24 protein-coding genes and 1 tRNA gene are annotated in these 22,365 nt (G+C 63.9%); 16 read left to right on the forward strand and 9 right to left on the reverse strand.

The annotated features are described in order from the left end of the window. Positions 1 to 67 precede the first annotated feature (67 nt). Complete coding sequence (gene mutM / locus AC1D1Y_RS00440) at positions 68 to 883, reverse strand: bifunctional DNA-formamidopyrimidine glycosylase/DNA-(apurinic or apyrimidinic site) lyase (RefSeq protein ID WP_477680604.1); 816 nt, start codon at positions 881 to 883, stop codon at positions 68 to 70. Positions 884 to 1,019: 136 nt separating this feature from the next. On the opposite strand from mutM, the gene AC1D1Y_RS00445 reads away from it, so the two are divergent. From AC1D1Y_RS00445 to pth, 7 genes are all read left to right on the forward strand, one after another. Continuing rightward, complete coding sequence (locus AC1D1Y_RS00445; RefSeq protein WP_477680605.1) at positions 1,020 to 2,801, forward strand: tetratricopeptide repeat protein; 1,782 nt, start codon at positions 1,020 to 1,022, stop codon at positions 2,799 to 2,801. Positions 2,802 to 2,816: 15 nt separating this feature from the next. After that, on the forward strand, positions 2,817 to 3,338 hold the full coding sequence (locus AC1D1Y_RS00450) for an outer membrane lipoprotein LolB (protein WP_477680606.1): 522 nt from the start codon (positions 2,817 to 2,819) through the stop codon (positions 3,336 to 3,338). A 35-nt stretch (positions 3,339 to 3,373) separates the two neighbouring features. After that, the gene (locus AC1D1Y_RS00455; RefSeq protein WP_477680607.1) at positions 3,374 to 4,294 is read left to right on the forward strand and encodes a 4-(cytidine 5'-diphospho)-2-C-methyl-D-erythritol kinase; all 921 of its coding nucleotides are present in this window, start codon (positions 3,374 to 3,376) and stop codon (positions 4,292 to 4,294) included. A gap of 85 nt (positions 4,295 to 4,379) precedes the next feature. Next, positions 4,380 to 4,456: transfer RNA gene (locus AC1D1Y_RS00460), tRNA-Gln, on the forward strand. A gap of 231 nt (positions 4,457 to 4,687) precedes the next feature. After that, positions 4,688 to 5,662 carry a ribose-phosphate pyrophosphokinase gene (locus AC1D1Y_RS00465; RefSeq protein ID WP_477653185.1) on the forward strand — a complete coding sequence of 325 codons (975 nt, stop codon included), beginning with the start codon at positions 4,688 to 4,690 and terminating at the stop codon, positions 5,660 to 5,662. Between the two features lie 111 nt (positions 5,663 to 5,773). Further along, on the forward strand, positions 5,774 to 6,469 hold the full coding sequence (locus AC1D1Y_RS00470) for a 50S ribosomal protein L25/general stress protein Ctc (RefSeq protein ID WP_477653184.1): 696 nt from the start codon (positions 5,774 to 5,776) through the stop codon (positions 6,467 to 6,469). Positions 6,470 to 6,619: 150 nt separating this feature from the next. Continuing rightward, on the forward strand, positions 6,620 to 7,243 hold the full coding sequence (gene pth / locus AC1D1Y_RS00475; RefSeq protein WP_477680608.1) for an aminoacyl-tRNA hydrolase: 624 nt from the start codon (positions 6,620 to 6,622) through the stop codon (positions 7,241 to 7,243). Positions 7,244 to 7,254: 11 nt separating this feature from the next. Here the strand turns inward: pth and AC1D1Y_RS00480 are convergent, their stop codons facing one another. The 5 genes from AC1D1Y_RS00480 to AC1D1Y_RS00500 form a co-directional block, all read right to left on the reverse strand. Continuing rightward, complete coding sequence (locus AC1D1Y_RS00480) at positions 7,255 to 7,524, reverse strand: YfhL family 4Fe-4S dicluster ferredoxin (protein ID WP_477680609.1); 270 nt, start codon at positions 7,522 to 7,524, stop codon at positions 7,255 to 7,257. Between the two features lie 2 nt (positions 7,525 to 7,526). Beyond that, on the reverse strand, positions 7,527 to 8,027 hold the full coding sequence (gene coaD, locus AC1D1Y_RS00485) for a pantetheine-phosphate adenylyltransferase (protein WP_477680610.1): 501 nt from the start codon (positions 8,025 to 8,027) through the stop codon (positions 7,527 to 7,529). A 90-nt stretch (positions 8,028 to 8,117) separates the two neighbouring features. Next, entirely contained in the window at positions 8,118 to 8,771 is a 654-nt protein-coding gene (rsmD, locus tag AC1D1Y_RS00490; protein WP_477680611.1) for a 16S rRNA (guanine(966)-N(2))-methyltransferase RsmD, read from the reverse strand. Then, complete coding sequence (locus AC1D1Y_RS00495; RefSeq protein WP_477680683.1) at positions 8,768 to 10,159, reverse strand: M16 family metallopeptidase; 1,392 nt, start codon at positions 10,157 to 10,159, stop codon at positions 8,768 to 8,770. Before AC1D1Y_RS00495 ends, rsmD begins: the two co-directional genes overlap by 4 nt. Before the next feature lie 19 nt (positions 10,160 to 10,178). Further along, positions 10,179 to 11,675: a M16 family metallopeptidase gene (locus AC1D1Y_RS00500; protein ID WP_477680612.1), complete on the reverse strand. Its 1,497-nt coding sequence runs from the start codon at positions 11,673 to 11,675 to the stop codon at positions 10,179 to 10,181. A 73-nt stretch (positions 11,676 to 11,748) separates the two neighbouring features. Here AC1D1Y_RS00500 and ftsY point away from each other — a divergent pair, with 73 nt between their 5' ends. After that, positions 11,749 to 12,867 (forward strand): signal recognition particle-docking protein FtsY, encoded by a 1,119-nt coding sequence (gene ftsY / locus AC1D1Y_RS00505; RefSeq protein ID WP_477680613.1) that lies wholly within the window; start codon positions 11,749 to 11,751, stop codon positions 12,865 to 12,867. An 8-nt stretch (positions 12,868 to 12,875) separates the two neighbouring features. Here the strand turns inward: ftsY and AC1D1Y_RS00510 are convergent, their stop codons facing one another. Genes AC1D1Y_RS00510 through AC1D1Y_RS00520 form a run of 3 tightly spaced genes read right to left on the reverse strand, consistent with a single transcriptional unit; the run spans position 12,876 to position 15,522 of the window. Next, a complete protein-coding gene (locus AC1D1Y_RS00510) occupies positions 12,876 to 13,889 on the reverse strand; it encodes a YeiH family protein (RefSeq protein ID WP_477680614.1) in 1,014 nt (337 codons plus the stop codon). Positions 13,890 to 13,939: 50 nt separating this feature from the next. Next, entirely contained in the window at positions 13,940 to 14,725 is a 786-nt protein-coding gene (locus AC1D1Y_RS00515) for an inositol monophosphatase family protein (RefSeq protein WP_477680615.1), read from the reverse strand. After that, positions 14,722 to 15,522 carry a GntR family transcriptional regulator gene (locus tag AC1D1Y_RS00520; protein WP_477680616.1) on the reverse strand — a complete coding sequence of 267 codons (801 nt, stop codon included), beginning with the start codon at positions 15,520 to 15,522 and terminating at the stop codon, positions 14,722 to 14,724. The genes AC1D1Y_RS00515 and AC1D1Y_RS00520 overlap by 4 nt, the downstream gene beginning before the upstream one ends. Positions 15,523 to 15,635: 113 nt before the next feature. On the opposite strand from AC1D1Y_RS00520, the gene AC1D1Y_RS00525 reads away from it, so the two are divergent. The 8 genes from AC1D1Y_RS00525 to AC1D1Y_RS00560 all read left to right on the forward strand — a co-directional run bounded on the left by AC1D1Y_RS00525 (position 15,636) and on the right by AC1D1Y_RS00560 (position 22,292). Continuing rightward, a complete protein-coding gene (locus AC1D1Y_RS00525) occupies positions 15,636 to 15,917 on the forward strand; it encodes a UxaA family hydrolase (RefSeq protein WP_007862870.1) in 282 nt (93 codons plus the stop codon). Between the two features lie 149 nt (positions 15,918 to 16,066). Then, complete coding sequence (locus AC1D1Y_RS00530; protein WP_477653173.1) at positions 16,067 to 17,242, forward strand: UxaA family hydrolase; 1,176 nt, start codon at positions 16,067 to 16,069, stop codon at positions 17,240 to 17,242. Between the two features lie 12 nt (positions 17,243 to 17,254). Further along, positions 17,255 to 18,181: a hydroxyacid dehydrogenase gene (locus AC1D1Y_RS00535; RefSeq protein WP_477680617.1), complete on the forward strand. Its 927-nt coding sequence runs from the start codon at positions 17,255 to 17,257 to the stop codon at positions 18,179 to 18,181. After that, complete coding sequence (locus AC1D1Y_RS00540) at positions 18,181 to 19,191, forward strand: Ldh family oxidoreductase (protein ID WP_477680618.1); 1,011 nt, start codon at positions 18,181 to 18,183, stop codon at positions 19,189 to 19,191. Before AC1D1Y_RS00535 ends, AC1D1Y_RS00540 begins: the two co-directional genes overlap by 1 nt. 26 nt (positions 19,192 to 19,217) lie before the next feature. Further along, on the forward strand, positions 19,218 to 20,192 hold the full coding sequence (locus AC1D1Y_RS00545) for a Bug family tripartite tricarboxylate transporter substrate binding protein (protein ID WP_477680619.1): 975 nt from the start codon (positions 19,218 to 19,220) through the stop codon (positions 20,190 to 20,192). A gap of 135 nt (positions 20,193 to 20,327) precedes the next feature. Further along, positions 20,328 to 20,792, forward strand: coding sequence for an Mpo1 family 2-hydroxy fatty acid dioxygenase (locus tag AC1D1Y_RS00550; RefSeq protein WP_477680620.1), 465 nt, complete (start codon positions 20,328 to 20,330; stop codon positions 20,790 to 20,792). An 82-nt stretch (positions 20,793 to 20,874) separates the two neighbouring features. Further along, positions 20,875 to 21,168 carry a hypothetical protein gene (locus tag AC1D1Y_RS00555; RefSeq protein WP_477680621.1) on the forward strand — a complete coding sequence of 98 codons (294 nt, stop codon included), beginning with the start codon at positions 20,875 to 20,877 and terminating at the stop codon, positions 21,166 to 21,168. 368 nt (positions 21,169 to 21,536) lie between these two features. Then, on the forward strand, positions 21,537 to 22,292 hold the full coding sequence (locus tag AC1D1Y_RS00560; RefSeq protein WP_477680622.1) for an FCD domain-containing protein: 756 nt from the start codon (positions 21,537 to 21,539) through the stop codon (positions 22,290 to 22,292). The last annotated feature ends 73 nt before the right edge of the window (positions 22,293 to 22,365 follow it).

Consider the following 22,365-nt stretch of genomic DNA (forward strand, 5'->3'; position numbering starts at 1 on the left):
TAAGTGTGATCGGTCAATATAGCATCGCCGCCCCGAAAGGCCTATTGGCGCCTCTACGTATCCGGGTTCAGGGTTTCTGGCAGGTCGCGCAATAAAAAGTCGAGCGCTGGCCCTGGCGGATGCTTTTGACGGGCGCGGCGCAAACCCGGCAAGGCTGGCCGGCCCGGTCGTAGACCATGGCTTCGAGCTGGAAATAGCCCGACTCGCCCCAGGCATTCGAAAAGTCCCGCAAGGTGCTGCCGCCTTTTGTAACAGCCTGCGCCAGCACCTGGCGTATGGCCGCGTGAAGCAACGCCGCGCGCGGCTTGCTGATGCGGCTGGCCCGCGTGGTGGGCCGTATGCCCGCCAGGAACAAGGCCTCGGAGGCGTAAATATTGCCGACGCCCACCACCGCCTCGCCGCCCAGCAGGACTTGTTTGATGGGCGTTTGCCGCAGTTTGAGTGCCTGGTGGAAACCGGCCGCGTCAAACGCGTCGCTGAGCGGCTCCACACCCAGGCGGCCGAGCAACTTTTGCGCGGCCGGGGCGTTTTCGCCACTGGCATAGACCACCGCACCAAAACGGCGCGGGTCGTTAAGCCTCAGGGTTCCCAGGCTGGTCACCATGTCGAAGTGGTCGTGCTTGCCCGGCGCGGGAAAGCCGGCGCCAAAACTCACGCTGCCGGACATGCCCAGGTGGATCATCAACAGGCCGTCGCTCAAGTCCACCAGCAGGTATTTGCCGCGCCGGCGAACCGCGAGCACTTGCCGGCCGACCAGCTGGCGCGGCTGACAGCCCAACGGCCAGCGCAGGGGCTTGCCCATTTCGACCCGCTCGATGCGCGCGCCCGCGATGCGGTCCGCAAAACTCAGGCGGGTGACTTCGACTTCCGGCAGTTCAGGCATAGGGATGGCAGTTAGGGGCGCCGGTCAGCTGGCGCAAGGGACGGTTCACGGCATCACGCAAGGCCGGCCACAAAAGCTTTCAAGGCGGCAGGGTAAAGCGGGAGCGCGACCCGGAAGCATCAATTATCATGGTTCGATGAAGAAAAAATCTGGCCTTGCCGGCCTTGCCCTCAGCGGCCTGTGGTTTGTCGTACCCCTGGCTCTGGCGCAGACCGACGAGCCGGTTTCCGCCGCGCCCGCCACACTGGTCGAAGCCAAGGCGGCGCAGGAATCCACCCCGTCCTCGCTTCTGGACAGCGCCCTGTTTTACCAACTGCTGGTCGGTGAAATGACCCTGCAGGACGGCGAGCCCGCCGCCGGCTTCGCACTCATGCTGGATGCCGCCCGGAAAACCGGCGACGCCCAGCTTTACCAGCGCGCCACCGACATCGCCCTGCAGTCGCGCTCGGGCGACGCCGCCCTGCAGTCGGCCCGGGCCTGGAAGCAGGACCAACCCACCTCGCGCGAGGCCAACCGTTACGTGCTGCAGATCCTGGTGGCGCTCAACCGGATTGCCGACACGGTGGAGCCTCTGCAAACCGAAATCAAACTGGCCCCGGATGTGGAGCGGCCGTCCGTCCTGACGTCTGTACCGCGCGTGTATGCCCGCGCAACAGACAAAAAACTGGCCAGCACCGTGGTGGAAGAGGCCCTGGCCGACTACCTGGGCAATCCCGCCACCGCGGGCGCCGCCTGGACCACCGTCGCGCGCATGCGCCTGGCCGCGGGCGATGCCAGCGGCGCGCTTGCCGCAGCCCGGCGCGGCCAGGCCACCGCCCCACGTGCCGAAGGCCCGGCGCTGGTGGCGCTTGAATTGATGGACCCCAAGCTGCCCGAAGCGGAAACCGTGATCCGCAATTATTTCGAAGGCAACCCCAAAGCCATGCCTGAAATCAGGATGGGTTATGCCCGGGCGCTGCTGGACGCCCAGCGTTATGCCGAGGCTTCCGCCCAGTTGCAGGTCGTGACGCGCGACAAGCCCGACCTCCCTGAGGGTTGGTTGGTGCTGGGTTCCCTGCAACTGCAGGACAACCAGCTGGCGCAGGCGCAAAGCTCGCTGGAGCGCTATGTCGGCCTGGCGCAGCAACAAACTGCCGAAGGCGAGCGCAACCGCGGCCTGGCCCAGGCTTATTTGTCTCTCTCGCAAATTGCGGAAAAACGCAAGGATTACGCCGCGGCGGAAAGCTGGCTGGCCAAGATTGACAACGCCTCCGACCTGGCGCTGGCGCAGACGCGGCGCGCTTCCATCCTGGCCAGCCAGGGCAAGCTCGACGAGGGCCGCCAGCTGATCCGCAAGCTGCCCGAGCGCAACCCGGCCGAGGCCAGGGTCAAGCTCAATGCGGAAGTGTCCCTGCTGCGCGAGTTCAAGCAGTACCAGCTGGCCCATAAGGTGCTGGCCGAGGCGCTGGTGAAGGCGCCAGAAGAAACCGAGTTGATCTACGACCAGGCCATGATGGCCGAAAAGCTGGGCAAGCTCGATGAGATGGAAAGCCTGCTTCGCAAGGTCATCCAGCTCAAGCCCGATTACCACCACGCCTACAACGCCCTGGGCTACTCGCTGGCCGACCGCAGCGTGCGGCTGCCCGAGGCGCGCGAGTTGATCCGCAAGGCGCTGGAATTTGCCCCCGCCGACCCGTTTATCCGGGACAGCCTGGGCTGGGTGGAATTCCGCTTGGGCAACAAGGCAGAAGCCGCGCAGATCTTCGAGGCCGCCTACAAGGCCAAACCCGATGCGGAGATCGCCGCGCATTTCGGCGAAGTGCTATGGGCCATGGGCCAGCGCGACCGCGCCATCGCCATCTGGAAGGAAGGCCGATTGCTCAATCCCGAGAACGAAACGCTGCAGGAAACGCTCAAGCGCCTGCGCGTGAAGCTGTAAGCCGGGACATCCATCTTGCCGCTCACCCTTCATATGCGCCTGGCCCGGCTGGCTCTTGTTTTTGCGACCCTCTTCACCGTGTTTTTCATTGCCGGCTGCGCGCAGATGCCCAGGGCCACGGCCCAGGATGGGCCGAAAAACGATTTCTGGACCGGCCGCATCAGCCTGCAGGTGCAGAGCGAGCCGGCGCAGTCTTTTTCCGCCAGCTTCGAACTCAAAGGCCGGGCCGAACGAGGTGAACTCACGCTGATCAGTCCCTTGGGCAATGTGCTGGGCGTGCTGCGCTGGTCGCCCGGCGAAGCGGTACTGGACTCGGGCGGCGGCAAAGTCCAGCGTTTTGCTTCCGTCGATGAGTTGATGGCCCAGGCCACGGGCGCTGCCGTGCCGATAGATGCGCTGTTTGCCTGGCTGCGCGGCGACAATGCCGCCGCCGCCGGTTGGTCGGCAGACCTTTCGCGCCACCAGGAAGGCCGCATCTCGGCCAAAAGGTCCCAGCCGGCGCCGCAAGCCGACCTGCGTGTCGTGCTTGACCAGTAATTACTCCGCCGCCCTGCCCGGTCGTCGCTTTTTTCATGGCCTCCATCGCTCCCTCCTCAGGCACCGTGCCGCCGCTCAAGGCCCTGTATGACGTGCCGGCACCCGCCAAGCTCAATCTTTTTCTGCACATTACCGGCCGCCGGTCTGACGGCTATCACCTGCTGCAGTCCGTTTTCATGCTGATCGACTGGTGCGACACCCTGCACTTTGAGCTGCGCACCGACGGCCGGATCAGTCGGGAGGACCTGGAAACGGACGGCCACACGGTAGAAGCTTTGCCCGCGGACGACCTTGCGGTGCGGGCCGCGCGGGCGTTGCGGGCCGCCTGCGGCACCTCGCTGGGCGTCCACATCGGCCTGCAAAAGCGGATTCCTTCACAGGCCGGCATGGGCGGCGGCTCATCGGATGCGGCCAGCTGCCTGCTGGCCCTGCAGCGGCTGTGGGGCGTGCGCCTGCCGCCGCAAGAATTGCATGCCCTGGCCCTCTCGCTGGGTGCCGACGTGCCCTTTTTTCTCTCGGGCGGCCATGCCTGGGTGGAGGGCATAGGCGAAAAAATCACGCCGCTGGCCTTGCCGTCGGCTCGTTTCCTGGTGGTCAAACCGGCGGCCGGGCTCCCTACGCAAGGTATTTTCAGCGCGCCCGGGCTCAAACGCGACACAGAAACTGCTACAATCCAAGGCTTTGCTGCAAATGCTGAAGGCCAGTCGAAATCGTTTGATTTCGGATTCGGCCGCAACGACTTGCAGCCGGTAGCGCAGGAGATGTGCCCGCAGATAGGCCAATCGCTCGATTGGCTCAAAAGCAGACATCTTCAAGGGCGCATGACCGGCTCCGGAAGTGCTGTATTTGCGCAACTGCCGCATGAAATGGATTTGCCGGATACCTCAGGATTGCCTGAGGGTTGGAAAGTCCGCAAATGCGGTAATTTGGAGGCGCATCCCCTGGCCGGTTGGTAAAATAACCGCTCTCGAAATGTGTTTCCAAGCGACCATAAATGAATAAGTTATAGGTCTGTTGTTGGCAACAACAACTGTCCTGTGTAGGGGTGTCGCCAAGCTGGTTAAGGCACCGGATTTTGATTCCGGCATTCGCAGGTTCGAATCCTTCCACCCCTGCCAAATTTAAGACTGAGGGCCACAGCCCCGGTGTTGCGGACCCGCCCGGCGCGGGCCCGCATGACTCCTGACAGACCCGCATGATGTGTATCAGCGGGTCTGTGTGTTTTTGGAAACACGGCAGGCAAGCGGCGCTCACTGCCAAGCCCCGTTGCCACGTGTTGTCCCCGTGCGTATTTTGCTTCGATCAGAAATTTCAGCCACGTTCAAGTCCTTGTAGCAGCTGGGCCCCACATGCAAACGCACCATCCCGACTTCATGGTTTTTACCGGCAATGCCAACCCGAGCATGGCCCTTGAGATCTCCCAGCACCTGGGCATTTCGCTGGGTGCGGCCCATGTGGGTCGTTTTTCGGATGGCGAGGTCACCGTAGAGATTCAGCAGAACGTGCGGGCTCGCGATGTGTTTGTGGTTCAGTCGACCTGCGCGCCGACCAACGACAACCTGATGGAATTGCTCATCATGGTCGACGCGCTGAAGCGGGCTTCGGCCGAGCGCATCGCCGCGGTGATCCCGTATTTCGGCTATGCGCGGCAAGACCGCCGCCCGCGTTCGGCGCGTGTGCCGATCACGGCCAAGGTGGTGGCCAACATGCTGCAGGCCGTGGGCGTGTCGCGTGTCTTGACGATGGACCTGCATGCCGACCAGATCCAGGGCTTTTTCGACATCCCGGTCGACAACATTTATGCGTCGCCGGTGCTGCTGGGCGATTTGCGCCAGAAGAATTACGCCGACCTGATGGTCGTTTCGCCCGACGTGGGCGGTGTGGTGCGGGCCCGGGCGCTGGCCAAACAGCTGGGCTGCGACATGGCCATCATCGACAAGCGCCGCCCCAAGGCGAACGTGTCGGAAGTGATGCACGTGATCGGCGACATCGAAGGCCGCAACTGCGTGATCATGGACGACATGATCGACACGGCCGGCACGCTGGTCAAGGCGGCCGAAGTGCTCAAGGAGCGCGGCGCCAAGAAGGTTTACGCGTATTGCACGCACCCGATTTTTTCGGGCCCGGCCATAGACCGCATCGCCAAGGGCGACGCGCTCGATGAAGTGGTGATCACCAACACCATTCCGCTGAGCCCCAATGCAGAAGGCTGCAAGAAGATTCGCCAGCTCTCCGTGGCGCCGCTGATCGCTGAGACCATACAGCGCATCGCCAAGGGAGAGTCGGTCATGAGTTTGTTTTCGGACCAGGACAACCTGTTCTGATCTGAGACCAAAAGGTAGCTGCCCTCGCCCCGTGATATTTGTCATGAGGCAAAAGCAGCTTTTTAAACCAGAACGAGACTGGTCGCGGTCCGTTCTTTATTGGAGTTGATTATGAAATTCGTCGCTTTTGAGCGCGCAAAGCAGGGCACGGGTGCGAGCCGCCGTCTCCGCATCACGGGCCGCACGCCCGGTATTGTTTATGGTGGCACCGGTGAACCCACGCTGATCGAACTCGATCACAACGCGTTGTTCCACGCCATCAAGAAAGAAGCGTTCCATGCTTCCATCCTCGAGATGGAACTGGCCGGCAAAGAACAAAAAGTTCTGCTGCGCGACCTGCAAATGCACCCATACAAGCAGCAGATCCTGCACATCGACTTCCAGCGCGTGGAAGCCAAGACCAAGATGACCGTCAAGGTGCCCGTGCACTACAGCGGTGAAGAAGAGTCGCCGGCCGTCAAGACCGAGAACTGCCTGGTCAACCACGTGATCACCGAGCTGACCGTCTCCTGCTTCCCGGCCGACATCCCCGAATTCATCGCCGTCGACCTGAAGGGCCTGAAGAAGGGCTCGCCTCTGCACGTCAAGGACATCACGCTGCCAAAGGGCGTGAAGTTTGTCGCCAAGGGCCAGGAAAACCCGGTTCTGGTGTCCGTGTCCGCCGTTTCCGACGAAGCCGAGGCCGATGCCGCAGCAGCCGCTGCAGCAGCCGCACCGGTGGACCCGAAAGCCGCCAAGGCCGCCGCCGCCAAGGAAGCCAAAGCCGGCGCCAAGGCTGACGCCGCCAAGCCTGCCGCCAAGAAGTAATCCACTTCGCGCGCAGGCCTGAAAAGGCCCACGGCCCTTGTCCTCTTGCGGGACAAGGGCCGTTTTTCTTGCCACGGCGAATCTGAACCGCAAGCCTCCGCAAAACGCCGGGCTATGCGCACCTAGAATCGAGCGGATGGAAATCTCCAAATGATCAAATTGTTCGTCGGCCTGGGCAATCCCGGCCCTGAATACGAAGCCACGCGCCACAACGCCGGCTTCTGGTGGATAGACGCCCTCTCGCGCGAGCTCAAGGCCCCTCTGAGCCTCGAAAAAAGCTATCACGGCCAGGTTGCCCGCATCACGGTGAACGGCCAGAACGTCTGGCTGCTCAAGCCGCTGACTTTCATGAACGTGTCGGGCAAGTCGGTCGCGGCGCTGGCGCGGTTTTTCAAGGTCGCGCCTGAGGAAGTGCTGGTCGCGCACGACGAGATGGATATCGTGCCGGGGCAGGTCAAGCTCAAGTTCGGCGGCAGCCACGCCGGCCACAATGGCCTGCGCGACATCCACGCGCAGCTGGGCACGCCCGACTACTGGCGCCTGCGCATAGGCGTGGGCCACCCCGGCGTCAAGGCCGAGGTGGTCAATTGGGTGCTGAAAAAACCTTCGCAGGAGCACCGCGTGGCGATCGAGGACTGCATCGCCCGTTGCATCAAAGCCGTGCCGGAACTGCTCAAGGGCGAGATGGAAAAGGCCACGATGATGATTCACACCAGCACGCCGCCGCGGCCCAAACCGCCGCGCAAAGTCGTCGAGCCCGAATCGGAAGACTGAGGATCAAGCCCTCAACGGGCTGTCACGATAGGAATCACGGCCTGCAGGCGCTGGTATTTTTCCCACAGAGTTTCCCGCGTTTCAATGTGCTGCGGGTTCAGGGGAATGCAGGCCACGGGGCAGACCTGCACGCACTGCGGTTCGTCGAAATGGCCGACGCATTCGGTGCATTTGTGCGGATCGATCTCGTAGATTTCCTGGCCCAGGTAGATAGCCTGGTTGGGGCATTCGGGCTCGCAGACGTCGCAGTTGATGCATTCGTCGGTGATCATCAAGGCCATGTTCAGCCTCCTTTCGCCGCCCGGTGCGCGGCCGCCAGGGCTGTCGCCACCGCGGGGCTCACCATCTGGGCTACGTCGCCGCCCAGCTTGCTGATCTCGCGCACCAGCGTGCTGCTGATGCATTGCAGCGGCGCGTCAGGCAGCAAAAACACGGTTTCCACCTGCGGGCGCAGCTTGCGGTTCATGGCCGCCATCTGGGCCTCGTAGTCGAAATCCGTCAGGTTGCGGATGCCGCGCACCACGGCCGAGGCCTTTTGCGCCGCGCAAAAATCCATGATCAGGCCGTCAAAAGGCAGCACGGCCGCGCCGGCAATGCCCCTTGTTTCGGCCTGTACCTGCGCCACGCGGGCCTCCAGCGAGAACAGGGTTTTCTTGTGGTGGGCTGCGGCCACGGCGATGACGATCTGGTCAAACAGCCCAGCCGCGCGGCGCACCACGTCGCCATGGCCCAGCGTGAAAGGGTCAAAAGTGCCGGAATAGACAGCGATGCGCGGGGTGGCCATGCTGGAATTATGCCCGCCCCACCGCTGCAACCGGCCGGCTGGTCTCTTGTAACCACGCGGCAGGCAAGGCCGCCGGACTCGTGAACGGTATCAGGCCGCGGGCGCGCCCAGCCCGGCCAGCAGGTGGAAATGCACGGCGCCGGCCTTGCCGTTGCGGTGCAGCTTGAGGCCCAGTGGCAGCAATTCCTCGTCAGTCCAGGCTTTGGGGGATTCCAGGTACACCAGGCCGGTCGGGCCTATGGCCCGCGCCGCGGCCTGCAGCGCGGATTCGAACAGCATGGACTCAAAGGGCGGGTCCAGCAGCACCAGTTGCAGGCTGCCGGGGGAAACGCGCTTGAGCGCACTGAGCCCGTCGCCGCGCTCGATGCGGCACATGTCGGCCTTGAGCCTGGCCTGCACCGCCTTGAGCTGCAGCACCAGGGCCGGGTCCTGCTCGCACAGCAGCACGTCGGCGGCGCCGCGCGAGGCGGCCTCAAAACCCAGCGCACCGGTGCCGGCGAACACGTCCATGCAGCGCCAGCCCGTCAGGTCCTGGCCCAGCCAGTTGAACAAGGTTTCGCGCACGCGGTCGGGCGTGGGACGCAGGCCGGGCTTGCTGGGCACCGGCAGCTTGGTGCGTTTGTACAGCCCGCCGATGATGCGAATTTCGCCGGGCGGCACGGTCTTGCGGCCCACCACCTTGCCGCCCTTGGGACGCGGTTTTTTGCCGGCGGGGGTTTCTGTGGGTGCGGGGGTGTATTTCATGGTGCGGCGCCGAGGATAACAGTGACCATTTTCTCAGGCTGCAGCTTGCGCGCAAAAGCGGCCTTGATGTCGGCCACCGTCACCTTGTCCACCTGCTGCGTCCAGGTGTCCAGGTAATCCAGCGGCAGCTTGTTCCAGGCGATGCTCGCGATGTTGTCCAGCAGCTTGCGGTTGCTGTCGATGCGCAGCGCAAAACCGCCTATGAGGTTGTCCTTGGCGGCCTTCAGTTCGGCCTCGGTGGGGCCATCGGCGACAAAGTCCTTGACCACCTCACGCGCCAGCTTCACCGCCTGGTCGGCCTGGTCGGGCCGCGTCTGCAGGCTCACGGTGAAGCTGCCGGCATGCAGGCCGGGCGAGAAATAGCTGGTAACGCCGTAAGTCAACCCCCGCTTTTCACGCACTTCCCGCGTCAGGCGCGAGACAAACCCGCCGCCGCCCAGGATGTAGTTGCCGACGGTCAGCGCGAAATAATCCGGGTCGGCGCGCTTGAAGCCGGGCTGGCCTATCAGCACATGGGCCTGCGCCGAATCAAAGGGAATGCGCTTTTCCTCGGCCTGGGCCAGCGGCGCCACTTCGGCCACCTCCGGCAAGGGCGGCAGGCCGGCGCACGCCACCTGCGGCAGGCGCGACAACAGGCGCGCCGCGATCGCATCAGCCTGCGCGCGCGTCACGGCGCCCACCATGCTGACGCGCGCGCGGCAAGCCGCCACGCCGACACTGTAGAAAGCGCGCATGTCGGCCACGCTGATGCGCGCCAGCGTGGCCTCCGTCACTTCGTAGCCGTAGGGGTGAGTGCCGTAAACCGCTTTGGCGTAGGCACGGGCAATGATGCTGCCGGGCCGGGTATAGGACTCCTTGAGCGAAGCCACCATGCGCTCACGTTCACGCTGCCAGATGGCGTTGGGAAAGGACGGCTCGGCGATCTGGCGCGCCGCAAGCGCCACGGCCTTGTCGAGCAATTCGGGATCGGTCAGGGAGCGCAGCGAAAAACCCAGGCGCTCACCCGTGGCGCTGGCGCCGAACTGGGCGCCCAGGTCGGCCCAGGCCTCACTGAGCGCATTCTCGTCAAGCGCCGGCTCCGAAGCGCACAGCCCCTCGCATATTTCTGGTCCGGACGCATGCACGCCTTTGTCCAGCATGGTCATGGTCATGCTCGCCAGGCCCGCCTGGGCGGCCGGGTCGCGCCGGGTGCCGGCATCGAAGTCGATCTGCACATCCAGCATGGCGATGGCCGGGCTTTCAACCAGGTAAACCTGCGCGCCGTTCGCTTGCGTCCATTGCTGGATGGGGATGGCCGCGCCGGCCGTTGCCTGCAGGCACAGGCACAAAAAGCCGGCAACCCAGAGGGTGAGAGGGCTGTGAGCCCTTTTTTTCGTGGCGATGTTCATGAGGATTCGGGTGTCGGGTTCAGGAGCCGTCATGGCGGATGGGGAGTGCCGGCTTGCGCGGTTTGCGATTGGGGTCTACGGGTTGCGGCAGCAAGGTGACCTGGGTCATCTGGTCGTCGCCGAAGTATTTGGCCGCCACCGCCTGCACTTCGGCGGCCGTGACGCGGCGCAGGCCGGCAATCACACGTTCGCTGCCGTCCAGCGGCAAGCCCTGTACCCAGTTGGAGCCCAGTTCGCGCGCCTGGCTGAAGACGGAGTCGAGCTTGTAGATCTCGCTGGCCACCCACTGCGTTTTGACGCGCTTGAGTTCCGCCTCGCTCACGCCTTCCCGCGCGATGAGCGCCACTTCGCGGTGCAGGGCCTCGGCCACCTGCTGGGTGGTCTTGCCGTCCGCGGGAACGCCGTCGAGCACAAAAAGCTGCGGCCCTCGCCCCATCAGGCCATTGGAGGCACCCGCGCCGTCGGACACCCGGTTATCGCCCTGCCCCAGGGCCCGCTCCAGGCGTGCACCGCCATAGCCGTCGAGCACCGCGGCCAGCACGGTCAGTGCCAAAGCGTCGCGGCTACCCGCAGCCGTCGGCGAGGCCGGTACGCCGGCGACCGCATCCGCGAGGTCGGCCGGCTCCAGCTTGGGCACCTTGAAAGACATGCCGACGTAAGCCTGGCTCGCCGGGGCCTTGTAGTCGAGGCGGCGCAGGCCGTCCTGCTCTGGCTCATCGCGAGGCTTACGCACGGGCACCGGCCGGGCGGGGATGCCACCGTAGTATTTCTCGACCAGTTTCCTGACCTGCGCGACTTCCACGTCGCCCGCCACCACCACGGCCGCATTGGCCGGCACATACCAGCGCCGGTGGAAATCGCGCACGTCGGCCGGCGTCATGGCGTCCAGGTCGCTCATCCAGCCGACGACAGGGCGCCGGTAGGGCGAGGTCATGAAGGCCATGGCCGTGCCTTGCTCGTACAACATGGCGCGCGGCGAATCCTCGGTGCGCAGGCGGCGCTCCTCCTTGACCACCTCGATCTCGCGCTTGAACTCTTCGTCGGGCCACTGCATGTGGGCAAAGCGGTCGGCCTCCAGGCGCATCACCTCTTCAAGTTTGCCGGCGGGAATCTGCTGGTGGTAACCGGTGCTGTCGCGGCTGGTGAAGGCGTTGTCACGGCCGCCCAGCGCGGCAACCCGCTTGGAAAAATCGCCGGGCTTCACCGTCGGCGTGCCCTTGAACATCATGTGCTCCAGCGCATGGGCCACACCGGAGGTGCCGTCCACCTCGTCCATGGAGCCGACCCGCACCCACAGCATGTGCGCCACCGTAGGCGCGCGGTGGTCGGGTTTGACAATCACCGTGAGGCCGTTGGCCAGCGTGAATTTTTCCACCGGCGCCGGGGCGGCGGCCTGGGCAAAGGCGGTGCCAGCAAGGCACAGCGCCAGCAGAAGGGCCGGGACACGGGGAAAGCGGAAAACAGGGTGGGAAAGGGGTACTGGTGGCGTCAAAAGGGTTTGTCTGGGGTGTTTCATAGAATAGCTGGGTGGCGCCGCACATTGCCCCGCAATGGTGCAACAGCCCACTAGGACTCCGCAAGCATACCCAATGTTCAGTTTTTTCAAGAAAAAATCCCCGCCCCCCGCCGCCGCGCCTTCTCCGGCCCCTGCCGCCCCGCCCGCTGCGGACGGCGCAGACGCGGCCGCCCCCGCGCCGGCGCCTGCCGGGGGTGGGTTGATAGGCAGCGCGCTGGTCACACCCATCGCCATTCCGGTCCCGGGCGCCATCGCGCCGGAGCGTGAGCGCTGGCTGGGCAAGCTGCAGGCCGGCCTGCGCAAGACCGGCTCCAGCATCTCCACCGTGTTCACCGGCAGCCGCATCGATGATGCGCTTTACGAAGATCTGGAAACCGCCTTGCTGATGGCCGACGCCGGCACCAAGGCCACCGAACACCTGCTGGCCGACGTCAAGCGCAGGGTGCGCGAAGGCGGCATGACCCACCCCGTGGCCGTCAAGAACGCGCTGGTGGATTCCATCGCGCAACTGCTCAAACCGCTGGAGCAGCCGCTGGTGATTGGCCAGTACCAGCCCACCGTGATCATGGTGACCGGCGTGAACGGCGCTGGCAAGACCACGTCGATCGGCAAGCTCACGCGCCACCTCGCCAGCGAAGGCGCCTCGGTGTTGCTGGCAGCGGCCGACACCTTTCGCGCGGCCGCGCGCGAGCAGCTCAGCGTCTGGGCCGACCGCAACACCGTCGAGATCGTGAGCCAGGAAGGCGGCGACCCGGCCGCCGTGAGTTTCGACGCCGTCAGTGCCGGCAAGGCGCGCGGCAAGGATGTGGTGCTGGTCGATACCGCCGGCCGCCTGCCCACGCAGTTGCACCTGATGGAAGAGCTGCGCAAGATCAAGCGCGTGGTGCAAAAGGCGGACGCCACGGCTCCCCACGAAATACTGCTGGTGATCGACGGCAACACCGGCCAGAACGCTCTGGCCCAGGTCAAGGCCTTTGACGACACGCTGCAGCTGACGGGCCTCATCGTGACCAAACTGGACGGCACGGCCAAGGGCGGCGTGCTTGCCGCCATCGCGCTGTGGGCCCGCGAGCGCGCCCTGGCTTCGCCGGCGCTGCGCCCCGTGTCGGTGTATTTCATCGGTGTGGGCGAGCAGCTTGAAGACCTGGAAACCTTCAACGCGCGCGAGTTTGCGCAGGCCTTGCTGGGCTGAACGCTTCTTCAGGCGCCGCCGAGCCGCAGCAGCAAGACCGCGGCCACCACAAAGACCACGATAAAGACGGTTTCGGTGACCAGCAACGCCACTGGCTTCCAGCCGAGCTTGAGCAAGTCCTCGWAGCTGGTCTTGACACCGGCGGCGGCAATCGCCGTCACCAGCATCCAGCGTGAGGCATCACCGGCCAGTTGAACCAGTGGCGGGCTGATCAGGCCGGCGCTGGCCAGCATCACCAGCACAACAAAAGCCAGCAAAAAGCCCGGCACCAGCGGCACCTCGGTTTCCGGCACCTTCACGGCCGGATGCTTGCGGTACATCACCGCCACCGCCAGCACCACGGGCATCAGCATCATGACGCGGAACAGCTTGACCACCGTCGCCGTGTCGCCGGCCTGCGGGCCCAGTATCATGCCGGCCGCCACCACCTGTGCCACGTCGTGGATGGAGCCGCCCAGCACGATGCCGGCCTGCCCCGGCAGCAGGCCTAAGGCCTGGAGACTGAAGGGGTAGACCACCATGGCCAGCGTCGACAGCACCGTGACGCCCACGACGGCGAGCAAGGTGAAGCGCTCGTTCTCCTTGGTCTGGGGCAGCACGGACGAAATCGCCAGCGCCGCCGACGCGCCGCAAATCGCCACCGCACCGCCCGAGAGCAGGCCTTCGTCGCGCGAGCACTTGAACCAGCGCGCCAGCAGCAGGCCCAGCCCTATCGTGAGCAGCACCGCCAGCACGATCACCGCCGCGGTCCCCAGGCCCAGCTGGGCCACTTGCGAAAAGGTGATGCGCGCACCCAGCAGCGCCACGCCGACCCTCAGCACCACACGGCCGCAAAAACCTATGCCTTTGGCCGTCTGCGGGTTGCTGTTCAGGAAATGAAAGGCCAGGCCTATCAGCAGCGCATACAGCAGTTGCGGCCCGCCGTAGTGCTCGGACACAAAGGTGGCCGCCAGCGCAATCACCATGCACACCAGCACACCCGGGAAATACGAAACCAGCTGCAAGCGCCATTTGAGAATCATCGGGACCCAGTCAAAATAATCAGGAAGAGATCAGCGAGGCGATGCCCGCCTCATGGGTGCTTGAGCACGCCTTCGAGCAAGGCGGCGCCGGCCGGGCTGCCGGCCACCAGCATGCGGCTTTCCAGCAGCGGCAGGCCGTCCATCGCATGCATCACAGCACCGGCTTCGCGCAGCAGCACCGCGCCGGCCGCCGCGTCCCAGGCGCCCATGCCGCGCTCCCAGAAAGCGTCGGCCCTGCCGGCCGCGACATAGGCCAGCTCCAGCACCATCGCGCCGCTGCGGCGAACCTGCCCGAAGGTCTTCAGCACGCGGCCGAATTCGGCGAGGTAGTCGTCCATGAAGGGCGCGCCGGGTTTGGGAAACACCGTGGCGACCAGGCACTGGCCCGGCAGGTGCGGCCCGGCGCAGGCGATGCGCTGTCCGTTCAGCCACGCACCCAGGCCGTTCGCGGCCGTGAAAACTTCGTCGCGCGAAGGATCGACCACCACGCCCAGCACCGGCTCGCGGCCCACGCAGAGTGCAATCGACACCGCGTACTGCGGATAGCCGCGCGCAAAATTCGCCGTACCGTCAATCGGGTCCACCAGCCAGGTGGGCTCGTCCGTCAACTCGCCGCCGCCCTCTTCGCCGACAAAGCGGCCTTCCGGCAGGGCCTGCTGCAAGGCTTCCTGCAGGTCCTCTTCCACTTCGCGGTCAAAGCGTGTGACCCAGTCACCGGGTGCTTTCTGGCTGACGTCCGCCGGCTGCAGGGCGGCGCGCGCCTGCTTGATGCGGATGGCTGCTTCCATGCCGGCCAGCCGGGCTTTTTCGAGCAGAAAACCAAGGTCCATGCTCATGCTTTCTTGGACAGCACACTGACGTAGTCGTGCGCCTGGGTGTTGATGGTCGACACGCGGTACTCGACCGGCTTGTCGCCAAAGGTCAAGGCCAGCCGGTGCACCTCCATCACCGGGGCGCCCGCCGCCACGCCCAGCACGCGAGCCGTGGCCTTGTCGGCCGCCGCCGCGCGTGCGCGCTCCTGGGCGCGCAGCACGGTGATGCCGAAGTCGGTCTGGTAAAGCGCGTAAATCGTGCTGGGCCTTTCGACGAAGCGCTTTTCGGTGAGGTTGCGAAAGAGAGCCGCCGAAATCGAGAGCCTGTCGTGCATCACCACGCGGCCGCGCAAAGCGAGCCGGTTCTCTACCCTGAACACGGCCTCGCCGGCCTTGATGCGCAGGGCGGAGGCTTCGAACTCGGTCGCCCGTTCGCGCGCAAAGGCGATGCAATCGATTTCGGGATAGTCACGCTCGAGCGCCTCTTCTTCGTCACCGAAGTTCCAGCGCGGCTCCACATGGAAAAACTGGAACATGAAGCGCGCACTGGTGTGCGGCGCCACAAAAGTGCCCTTGCCCTGCCTGCGCACCAGCACGTGCTCATGCACCAGTTCGTCCACCGCATGGCGCAAAGTGCCCACGCTCACCTGCAAAATCCCGGCGATTTCGGCTTCGCTGGGCAGGGGTTTACCCGGACCGTAGTGCCCAGCTTCTATGAGCTTTTGCAGCTCGCGCTTGACCTGGCGGTACAGCGGCAGCGTGTCCCCGCCCGCCAGCGGGCGCAGGGGAGTGGATAGTTTTTTTTCGGTCACGGCCGCCATTGAAACACCGATGGCTGGGTCGTACAAGTCATATATATGAGTCAATTGACAAGGTCGTGGGCGTCCATAAAACTGGCGGCTCGAATTAACCCAGGCCCCTTGATGGAGAACCCATGATTCATTTTGTATTGCATGACGCCAAAGACACCGTGGCCGTTGTGGTGGTGGAAGGTGTGAAAGCAGGAACCGCCATGACCGGCTGGATCATGGACGAGGACCGCATGATCAACGTGCAGGCCCAGCAGGACATCCCCATAGGCCACAAGGTGGCGCTCAAGGACATGGCCGTCGGCGATACGGTGCTGAAGTACGGCATCGACATGGGCAAGGTCGTCGCCAACATCAAGGCGGGCCAGCATGCGCATGTCCATAACATCAAAACCAAACGCTGGTGATTGATGGCGCTCCCGGCTACTGCGCGGGCGGGATGCGTCGTTGCAAATCCTCGCCGGGCCAAAGCCCGGCTGTGGTTTGCGCCTAGCCTGCCGCCCGCTCGCTACGCCGGGCGCACCATCAATCCGATCAATTTTTTAAAGGATTCCTCATGTCAGTCATTAACAAAGACACCACATTCCTGGGCTATCGCCGCGAGAACGGCCGAGTCGGCGTGCGCAACCACGTCATCATCCTGCCGCTGGACGACCTGTCCAATGCGGCGGCCGAAGCCGTGGCCCACAACATCAAGGGCAGCATGGCGATCCCGCACCCCTACGGTCGCCTGCAATTCGGCGCCGACTTGGAGCTGCACTTCCGCACACTGATAGGCGCGGGCTGCAACCCCAACGTCGCGGCCGTGGTGGTGATCGGCATTGAAGACAGCTGGACCAAAAAGGTGGTCGACGGCATCGCGACCACCGGCAAGCCGGTGATCGGCTTCGGCATCGAAGGCCACGGCGACCACGAAACCATCATGAAGGCCTCCAAGGCGGCGCGCGAATACGTGCAGTGGGCCAGCGAGAAGCAGCGCGAGGTCTGCGGCATCTCCGAACTCTGGGTTTCCACCAAGTGCGGCGAGTCCGACACCACGTCCGGCTGCGGCGCCAACCCCACGGTGGGCAACGCCTTCGACAAGCTGCACCCGCTGGGCAACTACCTGTGCTTCGGCGAGACCTCGGAAATCACGGGCGGCGAAAAAATCGTGGCCGACCGCTGCGCCAGTGACGCGGTGCGCGACCAGTTCATGTTCATGTTCAACCGCTACCAGGACATGATCAACCGCCACAAGACCAGCGACCTCTCAGACTCGCAGCCGACCAAGGGCAACATCGCCGGCGGCCTCACGACCATCGAGGAAAAAGCCCTGGGCAACATCCAGAAGATCGGCAAGGTCTGCACCGTGGACGGCGTCATCGACAAGGCCGAGAAGCCCACGCACCCCGGCCTGTGGTTCATGGACTCATCCAGCGCCGCCGCCGAAATGGTGACCTTGTGCGCAGCCTCCGGTTATGCCGTGCACTTCTTCCCCACGGGCCAGGGCAATGTGATCGGCAACGCCATCGTTCCGGTGATCAAGATCTGCTCGAACCCGCGCACCGTGCGCCTGATGAGCGAGCACATCGACGTGGACACCTCGGGCCTGTTGCAACGCGAGATCACGCTGGACCAGGCCGGCGACAAGCTGCTGGAAAACATGCTGCGCACGGCCAACGGCCGCCTGACCGCCGCCGAGGCACTGGGCCACCGTGAGTTCGTCTTGACCCGCCTGTTCGAATCAGCGTAAAGCGGAGGACGCATGGCGCGCATAGTCATCTGTGAATTCATGGACGAGCGCGCCGTGGCGCGGCTTGAGGCGGCACACGAGGTGCTCTACGACCCGCAACTGGTGGGTAATGCCACCCGCCTGCGCGCCGAGGCGGCCAAAGCCGATGCGCTGGTCGTGCGCAACCTGACGCAGGTACGCGGCGAGCTGCTCGCAGCGCTCACACACTGCAAGGTGGTGGGCCGGCTCGGTGTCGGGCTGGACAACATCGACGTGCCGGCCTGCGAAGCCAAAGGCATCAAGGTGATCCCCGCCACCGGCGCCAATGCCCTCAGCGTGGCCGAATACGTGATCGCCAGCACCATGCTGCTGCTGCGCGGCGCCTTTGCTTCCAGCGCGGCGGTGGCCGCCGGCGAGTGGCCGCGGGCGGCGCTGGGCAACGGGCGCGAAACCGCCGGGCAGACGCTGGGCATCATAGGTTTCGGCTCCATAGGCCAGACCACGGCGCGGCTGGCGCGCGGCCTTGGCATGCAAGTGATCGCTTACGACGCGATGCTGGCGCCCGATGCGCCCCTCTTCGCGCAGGCCGGCGTTCGTTATGCCGGGCTGGACGAACTCATCAGCAACGCGGATGCCGTCACATTGCACGTGCCCCTGGTTGATACGACGCGCGGGCTGTTTAGCGCGGCATGCATCGGCCGGATGAAAAAAGGGGCCGTGCTGATCAATACGTCGCGGGGCCACATCGTGGACATCGCAGCTGTCAGCGCGGCACTGCGGTCGGGGCACCTGGGCGGTGCGGCCATCGATGTCTTTGACGTCGAGCCCCTGCCGATGAGCGCGGCCTTGCAAAGCTGCCCCAACCTGTTGCTTACACCACACATTTCGGGTGTCAGCATGCAATCAAATGAACGCGTATCGTTCATGATTGCAGACAAGGTGCTGGAGAACTTGAAGTAATGGTCCAACTGTCTATTGAGGAAGCAACCCGTCTTGCCACGCTGGCGCTGCGCAAGGCGGGCGCGGCGGAGGCCATGGCGGCCACCACCGCGAGAGCACTGGTTCGCGCCGAAGCGCAAGGGCTCGCTTCGCATGGTTTAAGCCGCGTGCCGCAATACGCCACCCATCTTCGCAACGGCCGGGCAGACGGCCATGCCGTCGCCGTCGTGGCGCACAAAAAAGGTGCGGCCGTGCTGGTGGATGCAAGGCAGGGCCTCGCCTTCCCCGCCTGCGACCTGGCAATCTCCACCGCCATCACAACCGCCCGGGAACTGGGCGTGTGTTTTGCCGGAGTGACCAACAGCCACCATTGCGGCGTCTTGGTGGACCACCTGCGCGCCGCAACCGATGCGGGCCTGGTGGGCCTGGGCTTTGCCAATGCGCCGGCGGCCATGCCGGCGGCAGGCGGCAAGCACCCGGTCTTTGGGACCAACCCGATTGCCGCCGCGTTTCCCCGCAGGAATGCCGACCCCCTGTTGATTGACCTGTCACTGAGCGAAGTAGCGCGCGGCAAGGTCATGGTTGCGGCCAAGGAAGGCAAGGCCATTCCGCTGGGCTGGGCGCTGGATGCACAAGGCCGGCCCACAACGGACGCACAGGCGGCCCTGGAGGGCTCCATGCTACCGCTGGGTGCCGTGAGCAGCCCCAAAGGTTCCATGCTGGCGTTGATGGTGGAGCTGTTGGTGACAGCCGTGATTGGCGCGCAGTTTGCTTTTGAGGCATCATCGTTTTTTGTCGATGAAGGTAATCAGCCGCGCATCGGCCAGGCTTTCATCCTGATTGACCCGGGCGCGCTTGCAGGCACAGACACTTATTTTGAACGCATGGAAACCGTAATCGCCGAAATGCTGCTGGATGACGGCGTACGCTTGGCCGGCGCGCGGCGCCTCGCGCTCGAAACGAAAGCACTACAGACGGGACTCAGCATTCCCGATGCACTCAAATCTCAGTTGGATCAGTTAGTGGGTTAACAATTATTCAATCAACAGGAGCAGGCATGAAACGTCGCGACATCGTATTGGCATCAGCAGGTGCAGCCCTGACGGGCGTTCCGGGCCTGGGACTGGCCCAACAGACCTTTCCCAAACCAGGCAGCACCATCAAGTATGTAGTCCCGTTCACGCCCGGTGGCCTGACCGACATGATGGCCCGCACGGTCGCCCAAAAGCTGTCTGAAGCGTGGAAAACTTCAGTGATTGTCGAAAACAAGGCCGGCGGAAACGCGCAGATCGGCGCCGAACTGGTCGCCAAATCACCACCCGACGGCAATACCATCCTGGCCATCACGTTGACGCACGCCGCGAACGTGTCTCTCTATCCCAATGCGGCTTACAGTTTCACCAAGGACCTGCGCCCTGTCGCCCTGCTGGCCAATTCGCCGATGCTTGTGGTTGTTCCCGCTGCCAGTCCGATCAAGGACTTCAAGGACCTGATGGCGGTGTCTAAAACCAAGCAGCTGAGCGCGGGCTCGAGCGGCAACGGTACTCCGGCACACCTGACCATGGCCTTGTTCTGCGAGCTGAACAAAACGAAGATGATCCATGTGCCCTACCGCGGCGGCGCGCCATCGATGGTCGACCTGATCGGTGGCCAGCTGGACGTGATTTTTTCCAACTATCCGGAATCGATCGCTCACGTCAAAGGTGGAAAACTGCGCGCGATCGCGATCTGCAGCCTGGGCCGGCACCCGGGGGTGCCTGATGTCCCGACTGCTTTCGAGGCCGGTATGACTGGCCTCTTTGTCGAAAACTGGACGGGCGCCATGCTCCCGGCCAAGACACCGGATGACATCGTGGATAAATTCTCACGCGAGATGATCAAGATCATGTACAGCGCGGAAGTGGAAGAGCGCGCCAAGCAGCAAGGCTTTCGTGTCTCACAAAAGGGTTCAGAAGAATTCGGCCGCTTCCTGAAAAGCGAAATAGACCGCTGGAGCCGGATTATCAAGACCGCGAAAATCACGCCGACCTGATCGGCAAGCACAGCCGCTAAGTACAAAGTTCGCAGGCCACTCCCGGCCTGCGTTACCTTGTGTAAATCGCCGCTCCGGTTCTGGCGGCCTGGCGGAAAATCCGCCCATAGGCGATCCCCGCCGCTGGAGACATACATGAACGACATAGCGGACATCCCCGATGCCGTTGCCGGACCGCGCAAGGTTGACCAATTGCTGGCGCACTATGGCGAAAGCCACCAGAACCCGCGCAACGAACTGATCCATTTCATCGCCATCCCGCTCATCATGCTGAGCCTGGTCGGCATGCTGTTTGCACTGCATCCCTATGTAGCCTATGCCTTTGTCGCGGCCAGCATGGTGTACTACGCACGCCTGTCCGCGGTGTTCTTTGCGACCATGGCGCTGTGGTCTGCGGTGTTCCTGGGCGTGATATTTGCCATGGGCTCGCTGGTGCTGCCGATCTGCATCGCCATTTTTGTCGGCGCCTGGATCTTGCAGTTCATCGGCCACAAGATAGAAGGCAAAAAGCCCTCATTCTTTGAAGACATCCAGTATCTGTGGGTCGGCCCGCTGTTTGTGCTGAGCAAGCTGTTTGTCAAGCTGGGCATTCGCTGGTGATCCATCCAGCATGCCTCCCAGCTTGAAATAGCGCTTCCCGGCTCCATGTAGGAGGTTTAAACCTTTTAACGGGTGCTCCGCTTTGATCAGCAAAATTTTGCGTTTTTTCCTCAAACTGGTGCTGGGCCTGTTTGCGGCGGTGTTCGCCGTCAGCCTGCTGGTGGCCGCGCTGATCGTCGTTGCCCTCAGCCTGCTGAAGTCCCTGGTCACCGGTCGCAAGCCGGCGCCCGCCGTGGTGTTCGGCCGCTTCCAGCGCTACTCGCCCCAGGGTATGTGGCCGGGTGGCGCCAGCCAAGGCAACCCGGCCAACCCTCGTGCCGGCGACGTGGTGGACGTCGAAGTACGTGAAGTGCGTGACGACAAGCGCCTGCCGTAAACACGGGCAAGCGCCTCGCCCCTTTTTTTCTTTCTTTTCTTCTTCCTCGCTGCTCCACTGGTTTCAGGCGGTACTTTTCGCATGACCCGCTTCGCTGGTGTCGTCGGCCACCGATGCGGTGTTGGCAGGACCGCGTTAGGGCCATCAACGCTGCCTTGCTCACTGATTTGGGCCAACTGGCATATCCAGCAGCTCTCACCTCCCCCTGATCCAACGTCACGCTCTGGCAACCAGTCAGAGCGACAACCCCCACCGCGGTGGCGGTGAGTCACTCGCGTAAACCCTTAGAAAAAGGCCTTCATCACCTGGTTTGCAGCGAATGTTTACTGGCAGAATTCATTTTCGTATACGAAATAACGAATCCAAGCATGACTTCCCCGCTCCCATGGTTGACGGAATTTCCCGCCGCGCATTTCGATACCGTGCGCGACATCTCGCTGTCCAAGCTGGTTCGCGACGACATGCTGGCGCTGATCCTCAAGGGGGTGCTGGTTCCGGGCCAGCGCATTAATGAACCGGACGTGGCCAGTCGCCTGCAGGTTTCCCGAGTGCCGGTACGTGAAGCCTTGCGCGAGCTTGAAAGCTCGGGGCTGGTGATTTCGCGCAAGCACTCCGGCGTGTTTGTGCGCCAGCTGGACGCCGCCGAAGTGCGCGACCTCTATCAAATGCGCGGCCTGCTGGACGGCTTTGCCGGGCGCTGCGCCGCGCACCTTCCGGCCGCTCAGCGCTATGCGCTGCTTAAGCTGCTGGACACCTCCAACCAGGCCATGCAGCAAGCGGCCGCACAGCATGACGTGCAGCGCTACTACTCGGAGAACCTGCGTTTTCACTGGGCCATCGTCGAGGCCGCGGGCAACCGCCAGCTCTCCGACACTTACCGCGGGATCGTGCAGAAGCTGCATCTGTCACGGCTGAAAAACCTGTCACAGGACATCGGCATGAAGGTCTCCATCACCGAGCACAGGGAGATCGCGCAGGCTTTGCGGGACGCCGATGCACAGCGCTGCGAAACACTGATGTCCCATCATGTGGGCGACGCGTACCAGCGGTTGCAACAAGCCGATGCCTCAAAGCCCGGCCCCGCAACCACAGGGACAACACCTTACCTCGTCGCACCCGACTGAGCGAACAGGACAGCCCCTGAAGACAGTTACTGGCAGGCGGAGCCCTTGCCTTCTTCAACGCCCACAAGCCCCT

Source organism: Polaromonas sp. P1_G1, from assembly GCF_056405595.1.